Annotated in this window: 9 protein-coding genes; 4 read left to right on the top strand and 5 right to left on the bottom strand. The window is 70.9% G+C overall.

Going from position 1 to position 14667, the window contains the following annotated elements; genetic code table 11:
* Positions 1 to 278 precede the first annotated feature (278 nt).
* Positions 279 to 2162, top strand: a complete 1884-nt coding sequence (locus tag WMF34_RS01470; protein WP_437992185.1) for a serine/threonine protein kinase — start codon at positions 279 to 281, stop codon at positions 2160 to 2162.
* A 10-nt stretch (positions 2163 to 2172) separates the two neighbouring features.
* Positions 2173 to 3249, top strand: a complete 1077-nt coding sequence (locus WMF34_RS01465) for a hypothetical protein (RefSeq protein WP_012232918.1) — start codon at positions 2173 to 2175, stop codon at positions 3247 to 3249.
* A 536-nt stretch (positions 3250 to 3785) separates the two neighbouring features.
* On the opposite strand, the gene WMF34_RS01460 is transcribed toward WMF34_RS01465, so the two are convergent.
* A complete protein-coding gene (locus WMF34_RS01460; protein WP_437992184.1) occupies positions 3786 to 5078 on the bottom strand; it encodes a hypothetical protein in 1293 nt (430 codons plus the stop codon).
* A gap of 841 nt (positions 5079 to 5919) precedes the next feature.
* On the opposite strand from WMF34_RS01460, the gene WMF34_RS01455 reads away from it, so the two are divergent.
* Entirely contained in the window at positions 5920 to 6612 is a 693-nt protein-coding gene (locus WMF34_RS01455; RefSeq protein WP_012232916.1) for a hypothetical protein, read from the top strand.
* Positions 6613 to 6692: 80 nt separating this feature from the next.
* Positions 6693 to 7283: a Uma2 family endonuclease gene (locus WMF34_RS01450; protein ID WP_437992183.1), complete on the top strand. Its 591-nt coding sequence runs from the start codon at positions 6693 to 6695 to the stop codon at positions 7281 to 7283.
* Positions 7284 to 7373: 90 nt separating this feature from the next.
* Here WMF34_RS01450 and WMF34_RS01445 read toward each other — a convergent pair whose 3' ends face one another.
* The 4 genes from WMF34_RS01445 to tssI all read right to left on the bottom strand — a co-directional run bounded on the left by WMF34_RS01445 (position 7374) and on the right by tssI (position 14308).
* On the bottom strand, positions 7374 to 7955 hold the full coding sequence (locus tag WMF34_RS01445; protein ID WP_437992182.1) for a hypothetical protein: 582 nt from the start codon (positions 7953 to 7955) through the stop codon (positions 7374 to 7376).
* The gene (locus tag WMF34_RS01440; protein ID WP_437992181.1) at positions 7952 to 9397 is read right to left on the bottom strand and encodes a tetratricopeptide repeat protein; all 1446 of its coding nucleotides are present in this window, start codon (positions 9395 to 9397) and stop codon (positions 7952 to 7954) included. The genes WMF34_RS01445 and WMF34_RS01440 overlap by 4 nt, the downstream gene beginning before the upstream one ends.
* Positions 9398 to 9492: 95 nt before the next feature.
* A complete protein-coding gene (locus WMF34_RS01435; protein ID WP_437992180.1) occupies positions 9493 to 11589 on the bottom strand; it encodes a hypothetical protein in 2097 nt (698 codons plus the stop codon).
* 61 nt (positions 11590 to 11650) lie between these two features.
* Positions 11651 to 14308, bottom strand: coding sequence for a type VI secretion system tip protein TssI/VgrG (gene tssI / locus WMF34_RS01430; RefSeq protein ID WP_437992179.1), 2658 nt, complete (start codon positions 14306 to 14308; stop codon positions 11651 to 11653).
* Positions 14309 to 14667: the final 359 nt, after the last annotated feature.

Genomic DNA, 14667 nt, shown 5'->3' with positions numbered 1-14667 from the left:
GACCGCGCAGCGGCGCGAGCGTGTGACGGAGCGACCGCGCAGCGGCGCGAGCGTGTGACGGAGCGACCGCGCAGCGGCGCGAGCGTGTGACGGAGCGACCGCGCGCCAACGCCGCCTCGCGACGGCGCGAGCCGTGTGCCGGAGCGACCGTGCGACGGCACAAAAACAGCGTGCTGCGGCGCCTTTGACGCCGTTCTGTCCGCCTCGCCACGCCGCGCCCCGACACCGGCGCCGCCCGCGCTTGCCGTCCGAGGGCGAAGCGGTGATCATCGCCCGCTGTGTCGGGTTCGGAGACGAAACAGCCCTCGCTGCCCCCGGTCGAGCCGGGGACGGTGCTCGCCGGCAAGTACCGCGTGGAGCGGGTCATCGGCCAGGGCGGCATGGGCGTGGTCGTCGAGGCCCGCCACGTCGTGCTCGACGAGCGGGTCGCCCTGAAGTTCCTGCTCCCCGAGTTCACCCAGCACCCGGAGGGCTCGGCCCGCTTCCTGCGCGAGGCGAAGGCCGGCATGAAGATCAAGAGCGAGCACGTCGCCCGTGTTTCGGACGTCGGCACGCTCGAGAACGGCGCTCCCTACATGGTCATGGAGTTCCTGACCGGGAGCGACCTGGCGCGCCTGCTCCGCGATCAAGGCGTGCTCGGCATCGAGGACGCGATCGACTACATCGCGCAGGGCAGCGAGGCGATCGTCGAGGCCCACGGGCTCGGCATCGTCCACCGCGATCTCAAGCCGGCGAACCTGTTCCTGACGGCGCGCGTCGACGGCTCGCCGCTCGTCAAGGTGCTCGACTTCGGCATCTCCAAGATGGCGACCGGCGCGGTCGACGTCCTGACGGGCACGGACGCGGCGCTGGGCTCGGCCCTGTACATGTCGCCGGAGCAGATGCGGCAGACGCGCTCGGTGGATCACCGGACGGACATCTATGCGCTCGGCGTCTCGCTCTACGAGCTGCTCGCTGGCAGGCAGCCGTACTACGCGGAGACGCTGCCGCAGCTCTGCGCGGAGGTGCTGACGGGCACGCCGACGCCGCTGCGGGAGATCCGCCCCGACGTGCCGGCCGCGCTCGCGGCCGTGCTGGAGAAGGCGTACGCCCGCGAGCGCGAGCAGCGGCACGCGTCGGTCGCCGAGCTCATCGTGTCGCTCGCGCCGTTCGCGCCCGCGCGCACGTACACGACCCTGGCCCGGATCGCGCGCATGGGCGGCCTGTCGCTGCACGCCGCGATCCCCGGCGGGCAGCGCGCGTCGCAGCCGTCGTACCCCGGCGTGGACTCGAGGCTCCCTGGGCCGGCCGCTCGCGAGCCGTCGTGGCCGGGGCCCACCTCGCATCCCGCCTGGCAGCGCGACACCGCGCCGCCGCGCCCGCCGACGCCGCTCCCCCACGGGACGCCGTTCCCGCAGGCGCCGCCGCCCGTCGCCCACGCCTCGACGCCTTACCCCCATCCATCCTCGCCGTTTTCCCAGCCGCCGTCGTCCGGCAACGGCGCCTTCGGGCCTCGCCCTGCCGAGGACGGCAGGCCGAGCCCGGTCCCGCCGAACGGCTTCCCGGCGCCCACGCCGCAGCAGCACATCGTCCCCGGTCCGTACAGCGCGCCGATGAGCTCCCGCGCCGCCGCGACCTTCGCCTCGTCGACCCACCTCGGGATCTCGTCGGACGGGCGCCGGATCCCTGGGCTGTCGGTCTCCCCTTCCGCGATCCTCGCGATCGCGCTGATCTCCGCGACCCTCCTCCTGGGGCTCATCGTCGGCAGCGTCTACATGCTCCGCCGGGGCGGCGCCGACGGGACGGAGGGCACGGCGGCGGCGCCGACGGTCGCCGTGAGCGCGACGGAGACCGCCGCGCCGGCGCCGGCACCGACCCCCGAGCAACCCGCGCCTGCCGCCGGGACGACGACGCCGGACGGGCCGACGATCCGCCCGACAGGGGCGGCAGCCGACGCAGCGACGACGGCTGGCGCAGCGGCGGCGAGCGCCTCCGCGGCCGCGAGCGCCCCCGCGCCGAACGCCGCGGCGGCCGCGAGCTCCCCCGCGGCGCCGCCGAGGACGGCGCCCTCCGCCGCCCGGGGCGGCGCCCCTGCGGGGCGCACCACGCCGGCCGCCCGCCCGTCGCAAGCCACGACGACGCAGCGCCCTCCGAAGGGCATCGACCTGAACGACCCGCACTGAGCCCACAGCCATGATCCCCTCGACAGTCCATGCCCCCCGCGCGCTCCGTCGCGCCCGCCTCGCCCTCGCCGCGGTCGTGCTCGGCTCGGCCGCCCTGCTCGCGCCCTCGGGCGCCGCCGCGCAGGGCGCGGGCGGCGATCCGACGCTCGCCCAGACGCTGTTCGAGGAGGGGCGCCGCCTGATGGAGGCGAAGTCGTACGCGCAGGCGTGCCCCAAGCTGGCCGAGAGCCAGCGGCTGCGGCCGGGCACGGGGACGCTGCTCAACCTGGCCCTGTGCAACGAGGGGCTCGGCAAGACGGCGACGGCGTGGGGGCAGTTCAAGGAGGCGCTCTTCGCCTCGAAGAAGGAGGGCAACGCCGCGCGGGAGGCGTTCGCGCAGGAGCACATCGACGCCCTGGAGCCGAGGCTCTCGAAGATCCAGCTCAACGCGGAGAACACGCCCGGCCTGCTGGTCCGCGTCGACGGCGGCGACATCCCCGCGGCCGCGCTCGGCACGCCGATCCCGATCGATCCCGGGGCGCACGAGGTCGAGGCGACGGCGAGCGGCTACACGGTCTGGTCGACGACCGTCCAGGTCGGCGAGAGCGCCGATCTGAAGACGATCGCCATCCCGAAGCTCCTGCCGGTGGCGCCCGCGAGCAAGCCCGCCGGGCCGCAGGCGCCGCCGGCCGGCGGCACCGTTGGGGGCCGCAGCGGCGGGGGCGGCCTGCAGACCGCGGGCTTCGTGATCGGGGGCGCCGGCGCGGCGGTGCTCGGCGTCGGCGCCGTGTTCGGCATCCTCGCAGCGGGGCAAGCGAGCGACGCGGAAAAGGACGAAACGCTCTGTCCGGAGAAGCTGTGTACGCCGGAAGGTCGCAAAGAGATCAACGCGGCGGAGACCAAGGCGCTCGTGTCCACGATCGGCGTCGGCGTGGGCGTCGCCGCGCTCGCCGCGGGGGCGGTCCTCGTGCTGACCGCGGGCCCATCGAGGGCGGAGGGCGCGAGCGCCGCGGGGGCACGGCAGGGCTCGCCGGCGCGGGTGCAGGCGCGCATCGTGCCGCTCATCGGCCCGGAGGGCGGCGGCGTCGGGGTGCTGGGCGCTTTCTAGTACTACAGCCGTACTTGGTCCGAGGTGCGGCTGTAGACATCAAAATCGTCGAGAAATCCGTGCCCGTCCGCCCGTCTACAGCCGCAAATGGACCGCAAGTACGGCTGTAGTACTAGAACGCCGATCACGTTGTTCAAGCGAGAATTAACCGCCAAGACGCCATAAGACGCCAAGGAAATAGAAAATCTTGGCGTCTTATGGCGTCTTGGCGGTTCGAAATTCTGCGTTTTTCAGGCAGCTTCAAACCGCTTGTCGCTCTAGTACTACAGCCGTACTTGGTCCAAGGTGCGGCTGTAGGCATCAAAATCGTCGAGAAATCCCTGTCCGTCCGCCCGCCTACAGCCGCGGATGGGCCGCAAGTACGGCTGTAGTACTAGAGCGGTTTTCAGCTGAGCCTGGTACGAGCGTCGCAGAGCGGCGGTCACCCGCACAGGAGACGGGTCCAGATCGGCGTTTTCGGCGCGCAAGCGCACTCCTGTGCGCTGAGCACCGAAAACGCCGAGATGGGCCCGTATCCGAAGCGGGTGACCGCCGCTCTAGTAGAAGTCCGGGTGGACGCAGACGTCGACGTCGTTGCCCGGGAAGCCGAACTGCTGGCCGACGTTCTCCTTGCACTTCAGGGAGCCGCGGCATGTCGCGTGATTGCTGGGATTGCAATCGCCGTCCCCGAGCGCGCACGGCTCAGCCGCCGTGCACCGGCCCGGGGTTGGATCCTTGCTGTCGTTGTAGGCCTTGGTGCCCGGCATTCGCGGCAGATCGCACACGTCGACCGAGTTGCTCATGCCAATGGCGAACCCGACGTTCGGGCGGCAGACCAGGTCATCCCGGCAGTCGTCGTGCGTGTTGCAGTCCCCCTCGTAGAGCTGGCAGCCGCCGACCGAGGCGCAGTACCCGCTCGTGCTGCTCGACTGGCGGGCACCAGGCTCGACGCACAGGTCGTAGCTGGCGGGCAGGCCCACGAGATCGCCGATGTCGTGGCCGCAGACGAGCCCGGCCTTGCAATCGGCGTCGGAGTCGCAGTCGCCCTCTCCGGCGCCGCACTTGCACTGGGGGGTGCAGAAGGCGGCGTCGGGCTCGCTCGTGTCGAACGGCCCGCATGCCATCGCGTTCAGGAGCCACCCGGCGAAGCTGGAGGCGTGGATCGCATGGCCGCTCCCTCTGTGAATTCCCTCGAGGATGCTTCCGTTGTTCGGGTCTGCGCTGTCCCAGATGGGGCCGCCGGCGTCGCCCGGCTCAGACGTGATGCCGCTCACCAGGATCCGAGATTCGTACGTCGGGTCCGGTGAGACGTGCCCGGTGTCCATCGAGAACGTCCAGGTCCCGTTCATCCTCGCGCTCTCCTGGAACACGTTCCTGTTCGCTCGGAGCATCTCGAAGCTCACGTTAGCGATCAAGGGCGAGGGGCTCGCGAGGCGAGCGAACACGATGTCGACCGAGCCGTAGTTGTTGACGGTGCCGAGGCTCGATTCGGCAATCGGATGCCAGTAGAGCTTGTCGACGTTCGAGGGGGAGCCGTTGTTGGTGACCACCGAGTAGAGGGTCGGATCCGTACCCACGACGCAATGGCTGGTCGTAATGGCCCAGCCTGAATCGATCGTGGGGCCGACGGAGTCCGGGATGACCACCGCGGAGCAGATGGTGATTCCGTTCAGCCTCCAGCGAGCGACGAGGTTGGACAGCTGCCCGGCGAAGCCGCTGGTCAGGGGGGACTCGGACGTCAGCAGCCCCTCCGTGCCCAGCGCGCCGGGGCCTTCGAGCTCCCCGGTCTCGAAGGCACAGCCAGCGAGCGCCGCCGCGAGCATGGCGAACCAGAGCCTATCGATCTTCATCTTCTCAGTACCTCGCCGTCGTCCCCCGACGGGACGGACCCGGATGGATGACCACACGCCTTCTCCTCTGCCTACGGCCGGAGCGCCTCGCCGTCGGAGCCATGGCACCGCAAGCCGCGGAGCGAACACCACCTCTTCTGCGCGTGGATGAGCCGTCGAGATGGCGTCGCCCTTTCGAGAGCGCTGGAACGCAGAGCAAAGTACATACCAGGCACCGACATCTACGTTTCCGCCAGCCCATGGCGCCCGGGGAGAGACCTCGCGGGCCGCCGCCGCGGTGTCAGCCGGCTCAGATGGCAGAGGAGCCACGAGATGTCGCGACGCACCGGGGCGATGTCACGTAACATGTCACGGCGCACCGGGGCGATGTCATGTGACATGTCACGGCGCACCGGAGCTCCGCCCGGCCGGGATCGAGGTCCTGCGCCTCGGCGACGAGCAGGGGCTGGGCTGCCGCGGGGCGCGCGGGCGCAGGTGTGCTCGTCGCCTTCTCATATAAGCACCGCGGCTTCTGCGCCAGCTGCGCCTCGCGCCGGATGTGCAACGAGGCGGGGACGCGATGCGCTGCTCGCTGCTCGGCGCGACGTCGGCGCCCTCGAAGCACGCTTCGTCCGCGAGGCCCACCGGCACCTCGAGCCGCCGGTAGGTGCGCTCCAGATGACGCCGGACCTTTCGCCAGGCGATCCCGAAGAGCCAGCTGGACTCGGCTCGCCAGCGCGGACCGAGGCCCTGCGGGTGCGATGGCCGAGACGGAATCGACGGCGGCTGGTGCCGGGGGGCGACATGCAGCGCTCCGGGGCCATGTCTTGTCCCTGGGGGACGGCACGGCTAGGGACGGGGAATGCGCAAGACCCTTTCGACTCGCAGCATCGCCTCGATCGCCATCACCACCTGCATCCTCGCGACGACGGCCTGCAGCTCTGACGAAGAGTCGCCTGCTCCGGACGAGGAGGTCGTGGTCGCCATCTCCGAGGCCCGCGGCCTGGCCGAAGGCTCCACGGCGACGGTCGACGGTGTCGTGACCGTGGCGCCCGGCACATTCAATTCGGCGACCGGCGAGCAGGGCTTCGCCCTGCAGGACGACACCGGCGGCATCTACGTGAGCCTGCCCGACGCGCTCGATCTCGACCTCGACACCCGGGTGCGCGTCACGGGGACGCTCGGGCAGACGGCCCAGCAGACGGTGCTCAACGCCGAGGCGGCCTCCGTCACGGAGCTCGGAGAGGCCGGATCCGTCGGACCGAAGGACGTGACGACCGGAGAGGTCGGAGAGCCCGTCGAGGGCCTGCTGGTGCGCGTCAGCGGCAGCGTGACCAAGGCCGTGGAGGACGACCAGCCCTACGGCTTCAAGGTGTACATCGACGACGGCTCGGGCGAGATCCAGGTCTTCGTGCATATCGTGGACGGCCAACCTGTCATCGACACCGCGTCACTTGCGGTCGATCAGGACATCACGGTGACCGGCCTCGCCGCGCAATACGAGACGACCTACGAGGTCGCGCCGCGCTCGACAGGAGACCTCGTGGCGCAATGAGCGAGCGGGCCGGCGCGCCGACCCGACCCTGCGCCTCACCGCGTTGCCCCGCGGTGCGCCCCTGGGCAGACTTGGCCCCTATGGGCCAAGCCGCCGAGAAGCAGCGCCGCGCCACGTACGCCGACCTCGAAGCCGTTCCGTCGCACCATGTGGCAGAGCTCATCAGCGGCACCCTGCACGTGTTCCCCCGGCCGGCACCGCGACATGCACGGGCGTCGTCCAGGCTCGGCATCCAGCTGGGCGGACCGTTCGACCTGGGCGACGGAGGTCCCGGCGGCTGGCACATCATCGACGGGCCCGAGCTGCACTTCTGCGATCCGGACGCGCCGCGCGAGATCGACGCGCTCGTGCCCGACCTCGCCGGCTGGCGCCGCGAGCGCATGCCCGAGCTGCCCGAGACGGCCTACTTTGCGCTCGCCCCCGACTGGATCTGCGAGGTGCCGAGCCCTTCGACGGAGGACGTCGATCGCGACGAGAAGATGCCGATCTACGCGCGCGAGGGCGTGCGGCACGCGTGGTTGGTCGACCCGATCGCGCGGACGCTGGAGGTCCACGTGCTCGGCGCGGATCGCCGCTGGGGGCCGGCCGTCGTCCACCGCGACGCCGCCCGCGTCCGCGTCGAGCCCTTCGACGCCATCAAGCTCGATCTCTCGGTCCTCTGGGCGAGGTGACCTGCAGCCGCGCTGACCTGTCCGCGCTGACCTCGACCGAGCAGCGCTGGTCGTGCTCCTGGCCCAGGCGATACAGGGTCCATCTCGGGATCAGCGCTTCTTGCTGGGCTCGCGCGCCGGATCGAGCTCCTGGAAGGGCAGCGCGGGCCGGGGGACGAACCGGCTCATCTCGGCGGTCCCGTGGAAGCTCCGCAGCGCGCCGGGCGCCGGCTCCGCGGGCGGAGCGGGCCACGGCGCGCTCGCGGCCTCCCGGGGCGCGCTCGCGGCCCCGTCGCGCAGGTACGACGGCCGCTCCGCCGCACGCTCGCCCTCGAACGCGCGCGCGCCGTCGATGTCCCCCTGCTGGGCCACGGGCTCGCCGAGCGACTCGATGCGCGGCGGGAACTCGCGAAGTCGCCGCTCCTGGGTCGCGAGGGCCTTCGCGAAGCGCGTCAGGATCTCCGGCTCGTCGCGGGCGAGCGCGCTGCTCATCGCCGTGCCCCACCCGCGCGTCGCCGCGTCCCAGCGCGCCGGCTGGATGGCGAGCCGGAGCAGCACCTCGGCCGCGCGCGCCGCGGGGAAGTGGCGGCGATAGGCCATCACCTCCGCGTAGCGCTCGATCGTGAACCCCTCGATCTGCGGTTCGCGCTGGTGCGCGCGCCCTGCCTGCCGCCCTCGCTCTGCCGCGCTCATCTCGGCTCCTTGGTCGCGGCGCCGCGCGCCTTGCGCTTCGCCAGCCGCTGCTCGCGTTCCTTCACCCATTTCGGGGTGTGGAGCGCGGGGTTCTTCAGCCACCCGCACGCCTCGCGATCGCCTCGATCGCACGCGAGCTGCGCGGTCTCGCGCGCCTTCTTCGGGTCCCTGGGCACGCCCCAGCCCTTGTCGTGGAGCAGAGCGTAATCGAGGCAGCTCGGACGGCTATCGCCATTGCATGCCTCGCGGAGACGCTCGGCGCCTTCGCGCACCCCTTCTCCCTCCCGCACCTCCTCGCCGTCGTGGGAGATGAGCCAGACACCGAGGGTACGGCATGCATTGCTGTCGTGCCAGCCGCAGGCCCTTCGCCGAAAATCGAGCGATTTGTGGATATCGCGCCCCGTCCCCTCCCCGTTGAGATAAAGTGTGCCGAGGATGTCGCAGGCAGGCGTATAGCCGAGCGCGCAGCTCCGCTCGGTGAGCACGAACGTCTTGCGCGGATCCTTCGTCACGCCGTAGCCGAATTTGTAAAACCTGGCGAGCTCGAAGCAGGAGGGCTCAGCGCCGCCTCGGCACGCGATCTCGAACAGCGCTGCTGCGGCCACGTAGTCTCTGTCGCCTTGCTCTCCTTCGTCGTACATCAGCCCGAGATCGTTACATGCGGCGATGTTGTTGCGGGTTCGGCAGAGCTCGCCGAGGAGGCTCCTCGCCTTGGTGATATCCTCCTTGGCGACCAGGTTGCAAAAGCGGCCCGTGTCCTCGCAGGCGGCCTTGCGTAGCGCCACTTGTCGTTTGGCGAACTCGTTGACCCGCGCCCCTCTCTCATGCTCCTTGATGTCGCCGAGGGCGGCGAGGTCCGCGCGAGCCCACATCTCGGCTGCGTGGCCGCAGCTCCATTCGTTGCCCATGGCGCATCCTTTTGCCAGGAGCGCGCATCCCTTGGCCTGGTCCTCCGGCACATGGATCGCCGTGAAATGGATCGCCCCCAGCGTACCACAGGACTTCGCATCATCGGCGTTGCAGGCGCGCTCCAGGAGCTTGATCGCGGCGGCGAACTCCTCGTCGGTCTGCGCCTCGATGCCCGGCTCGCTCCGGAAACGGAGGTCGGCCAGGCGACCGCAGGCAGGTTGATATCCGGCGTCGCAGGCCTTGGTATAGAGCGCCGCTGCGCGCGGATAATCCCTCTCCAGCGCGCCGCCGAGGTAGAGCTGCGCAAGGCGCTCACAGCCGCTTTGCTCACCGCCGTTGCAGGCCTTCTCGAGCACGGTCGCCGCCTCTTTGGGATCGGCCTGCATCCGGATCTCCCCGACGCGGACGCAGCTCGCGAGCGCGCCGTGATTGCACGCCCGCGTGCACTCCTCGATCGTGGCGCTCTTCGCGCAGTCTTTCGGGCCTGCTGGCGGAGCGCTCGCCGTCGCTGCCGCCGCCGTGGGACGTGCCACCGCGGGCGGTGCGGACTGAAGCGGTCGGGGCGGCGGCGTTCCAGAGCAGCCGAACACGAACATCAATCCGGTAAGCAGAGACGCTACCACCGATCTCATGCGAGCTCCACCTCACCCGGTGTCCTCGGTTCGTCGTCGATCATGCTCATCCTGAGCTCTTCGGCGTGGTCATCGTCGGTCGCGATGGGCTCGGCGTCATGCTCGCTCGCGCTCCTCGTGTCCTCGCCGTCACGGAACAGCGATGGGATCGTGATGTCGATATCGCTGTAACGGTCGTCGAAGCGCTCGCCGTTCCAGGGCACCTCGAGCTTGGGATCGCGCCCCTGCCGCGCCACGGGCGCCACGCTGTCCTTGATCGCGTTCGGCAGCGGGTTGCCCTGGATCTGCTCGTTCGTCACCCCGAAGCTGAGCTCCGACCGAGCCCGGCTCCAGTAGAGCGCGCCTCCTCGGTCGTCGTTCGTGAGGACGATCTGCGCCACATAGTCCTCACCGTAGCGGAGCCCCGGCGCGGGCGGAGGATCCTTCTTCGTCTTCTTCGCCTGCTCCCTGTCGAACTTCATGCGGCGGATGACGGACACGTCGCGTGCCATCTCCGAGAGCTTCCGGCTCCGCGCGCCCTTGGCCCACATCATCCTCGCGAGCTCCATGCGAGGGATGTAGATGATCCACCAGGGCTGGAGGCTGGTGAACCCGGGGGTGTTGCGCAGGGACCATGCGCACTTGCTCACCCAGAAATTCTGCCCATCGTCATCGTACGTCCGCATGAGCTTGCTGACGAACAGCACATGCCGATCGCTGAGCTCGGGCCCAGGGCGCCGTTCCGCGATCACGAGGCGCATGAGGCTGATGGGCCGCGCGCGGCGGATGTGGTCGGCCATGGTGTCGAGCGCCACGGGGGCCGTGGGCAGCACGCCCATCCCGCAGAAAACGTTGCCTGGCGGGGCCGCGGTGAGGGAGATGCCATCGTAGATCCCCGCCTTGCCGAGCGGGTCCATCACGGTGTCCCCTACGTGTCTGTCGAGCGGGTGGCCGTTGCTGGTGTCGAACTTCTGGATCCGCTTCTTGTCCTTGCTCACGCGGAGCACGAAGAAGATGTGAGATCCCTTGCGCTGTCCGGTCGCGGGGAGGGGCACGCCGACGAGCATGTTTGCGGCGTCTGACTCCGACGTCGGCGTCGAGGGACTAAAATTCAGCTCCTCCACCTTCGTGAGCTGCTCCGTCGGATCATCGACTTGCCGCTTCGGCGTCCCGTACTGCGACTTGCGCTCCGTGATGTCGTTCAGCGTCCTTTCTCTGAATTGGGCCTTGATTGCGGGCGCGCCATGCGCATCGGTCTCGATCCACCCGATGGGAACGAAGCCGGTCACCATCTTGTTGTCCCCGAAGGGGTTATAGCAGTAGATCGTCCCGGGGCCGATCGGCGGCGTCTTCAGCAGACCCGCGGCGACGTCGAGCGTCGCCTCCTTGGTCGGATACCACTTGCCGCCCGCAAACTGCCCGGCGTCGAAGATGGGGCGTCCGGGGTTCTGGCCCGCCGCCCAGCCGGCGCCATTCATGTGCTGCTCGAGCGTGAAGCCCCGCATGATCGTTCCGTACGTGGCATTGTGCTCACACGCGCAGCAGATCGAGATGGCCGGGTCGTCGTTGTCCTCCATCGCCGACTCGATCCTGCGACCGTCCTTCTCGAGATGCTTCTTGAAGATCTGGACCTCGAGCCATGTCGCCGGCGCGGTCGCCTTCTTGCGCACGCCCCACACCTTCTGGCTCATGTAGTCGATCGACGTCTTCTGCATCCGCGAGAAGATGAACGAGTCCCACTTCGAATCCCCGAAGTAGCACTGCCCCGGCCCTCCGTACCGCTGGCCGAACATCGCCTCGCTGAGCGCCTTGGCCCAGGCTTCCTCGGCGGGGTCGTCGACCCACTCGTCCTCGCCGTCCGTGCCCGGCGGGCCGGCCCACGCGTCGTCGAGGGGGGCGTGGATCCGCGCGTCGATGTGGGCGAGGATCTGCTCGATGCTCGTCGCGTCGGTGAGATCCAGCTCGTGCGCCGGGAACTCCGGCGCGCCCGTGGTGCCGTCGGGGTAGTCGACGGGCGTCATGTTGAGGCACGTCGTGAGCCGCGGCGGCTCGGCCTCGAACGCGGCTGGCGGCGAGGCGTGGCCGGGGCCGCCTGCGGGGACCTTGACTCCCATCGGTGCGCTCGGAGCAGGCATCGTCTCTTCTCTCCCTTGGCGTCGCGTCCTCGGCGTCGCGTCAGCTCCCGTGCCGCTCGACGATCGACCCGGCGGTCGCCCCGTCGAGCTCCCCCGTCGGCTCCAGCGCGTGGTCGCTCTGGAACCTCCGCAGCGAGGCGCGCGTCTCGTCGTCGATCTCCCCCTTGCCCGCGCCCCGGTAATAACCGAGGTTCTTGAGCCGGACCTGCGCTCCGGCGATCGACGTCGGCGCCGGCAGGTCCTCGATCTGGATCGAGTAGCGCCGCACCTGCCCCGTGGGGAACTCGCCGAGCCACAGCGTGATCTCCGCCGTCCTCGCCGCCTCCGGCACGTCCGCCTCGATGGATCCGTCGCCGCCCGTCTCGCCGTCGAGCTTCAGGCCCTCGCACACCATCTTGAACCGCTTGCCGGCGTAGGGCTCGAACCGCTCGTCGGTCAGCCGGAGGCTGAACCTCTTCGTCCCCGGCGGCGCCTCGCCGTCCTCCGGCGGCTCGGGCGCGCCCTCGTCGCAGTTGAGGAGCACCTGCTCGCCCTTCACGCTCGCCTTCTTGCCGAGCTCGATCGAGGCCTCCTCGCCGTAGATCTTGACGACCTTCGACACGATCTCCGCGTCGCTCGCGAGCCGCACCGCCGGGCCCGGGCCGGACAGCGATGCGCGCTCCGAGCCCACGACCTCGATCGATTTCGCCCGGATGACGACGCCCTTCGGCGTGACCTCGATCGAGCTCTGGCCCGACTCGAGCACGATCGAGTCCTCGGCGCGGATGCGGATCACGCTGCCCGAGGAGAGCAGGTACTTGTGCGACACCGAGACCTCGGCCTGGCCGTCGTCGCGGCCCTCGCCCACGAGCAGCGTGTGCTCGGCGTCGACGCGGAGCACGTGCGGCCCGCCCACCACGGTCGTCGAGCCGCCGTGGAGCGTGGCCGTGTCCGTGCCGTGCACCTCGACGCTCCGGTTCTGGAGGATCTCCTCCGCGACGCTGCCGGTTGTGCGGCCGCGCGCGTCGCCGCCGCAGCTCCTCGACGCGCCGCCCTCGACGACCTCGACGAGCGCCCCCGTGACGTGATCGTCGCGGTCGCCCTCGACGCGGATGACCTGCTTCCCCGCGACGTTGAGGGTCTTGTCGCGGCCGACGGTCTCCGTGGCGTCGTTCTCGATCGAGGCGTCGAGATCGCGCTGGGCGCGGATCACCACCTGCTCGCCGCCGGCCCGATCCTCGAAGGCGATCTCGTTGTATCCGCCGCCGCCCGGCGTCGACTGCGTGCGGATGCCGCTCCGCGAGCGCGAGCGCGGCAGCGGGTGCGTCGGCGCGTGGAGGCCGTTGTGGAGCGCGCCCACGACGACGGGGCGGTCGAGATCGCCGCCGAGGAAGCCGACGAGGACCTCCATCCCCACGCGAGGCACGAACTGGAAGCCCCAGCCCGCGCCCGCCCACGGCGTCGCGACGCGGAGCCAGCACGAGCTCCTGTCGTCGCGCGCGCCGTCGAGGTCCCAGTGGAACTGCACCTTCACGCGGCCGAGCGCGTCGGTGTGGATCTCCTCGCCGGGCGGGCCGACGACCGTCGCGGTCTCGAGCGCCTGCCGCACCGACGCGCGGGGCGCGGGCGGCCTCACCGGCACGGCCTCGGGCGCGCAGCGGAAGCGCGCCTCGTAGCTCGGCCCGTCGCTGCCCGAGAGGAGCGCGTTGTGGCCCTCGTGCTCGACCCGGGTCAGCACGTAGCGTCCGTTGAGCGCCGCGACGTCGTGGCCCTCCAGCGAGAACCTGTGCCCCGGCGCGAGCCGCCGGCACCACGAGGCGCCCTCGCCGAGATCGGCGCGCGCCCGGGCCTGCTCCAGCACGATCTGCGCCCGCTCGGCGCCGGCGTCGATCCGCTCGTCGTGATCGTGGTGCTCGTACGTCGTGCGCGCCCGGATCGCCTCCCCTCGGGTCCCGCCGAGATCGAGCGCCGGCCGCGCGAGGTCGAAGCCCTTCACCCGCGCGCCGCGCGGGGCCTTGGCCTGCCTCCGCACGAACCGCGTCACGTGCCGCTCCTCGGGAGCGAGCGCGGCGGCGCCGGTCGCCTGACGGTAGGCGAGCGTGGGATCGCCGGCGATCTGCGCATAGGCCCCGGGGGAATCGGCGAAGACGATCACCTCGGGCGCCGCCGGATCGCCGCCCGCGGGCGGCTCGAACCAGAAGAAGACGCCGTCCTCCGCGCAGAGCCTGGTGATGAAGGCGAGATCGCTCTCCTGGTGCTGGACGCAGTAGACGCGCGGGGGCCGGGGCGCGGCGAGGGAGAAGCGGTGGGGCAGCCCCGCCTCGGTGAGCACCGCGCCGAGGACGCCGGAGAGCGGTTGTTCCTGGAAGATCCGGCTCTGCCGCCCCTCGCCGAGGAGGGCGAGCCGCGGCTCGACGCGCACGCGGACGACGGCGCGCCCGTCTCCGTCGACGCCCTCGACGCTGACCCGCGTGACGACGCCGGTCACCGCGCGCGCCTCGGTCGCCGAGGTGGGCACGCGCAGGCACGCGGGCCGCTCCATCAACGTCGCGGCCAGGGTCGCCTCGTCGATCGCCCCGGCGTCGAGCCGCGCGGTGACATCGAAGGAGAAGCAGCGTGAGAGCCTCTCGATGCCTCGAAAGCGCACGACCTCCAGATCGGGTGTCCCGGGCGCGTCGACGCGGAGCTGGAAGAGGGCGGAGGGCGAGGGCGCCTGCACGGGAGCGGATGGTCGGCGGCCGGCTGAGCGGCGTCAACGCCGGTGGAGCGCCGGCGTGCCCGCTCGATCGCCGCGGCGTGGTGCTCTGGGCCGCCGGCTGCGGGACCCGCGGCGACTGCAAGACTCTGTTCTCGACGGTGGTCTTCTCCATCGGCGTGCAGCGCGACGACCTGGGCGAGCCCCCGCCGCTGCAGGCAGCGCCTGCCCCGCAAGAAGAGCCCCTGACGCCGGCCGAGGTGCCGTGCTCCCCGAGCGCCGTGCGCGGGGCAGCCGGCGCCGCCGCCGAGCGAAGCGCCGTGCGTGCGCCCGCCTGTGTGTCGCTCCCTGGAGCAGCGCGCGGCAAAGGCCTCGTCGTCCTG

It is taken from the genome of Sorangium sp. So ce145 (genome assembly GCF_051525985.1).
Lineage (GTDB): Bacteria > Myxococcota_A > Polyangia > Polyangiales > Polyangiaceae > Sorangium > Sorangium cellulosum_B.
The sequence above is the reverse complement of the archived record's forward strand: the minus strand, read 5'-3'. Positions and strand labels throughout refer to the sequence as shown.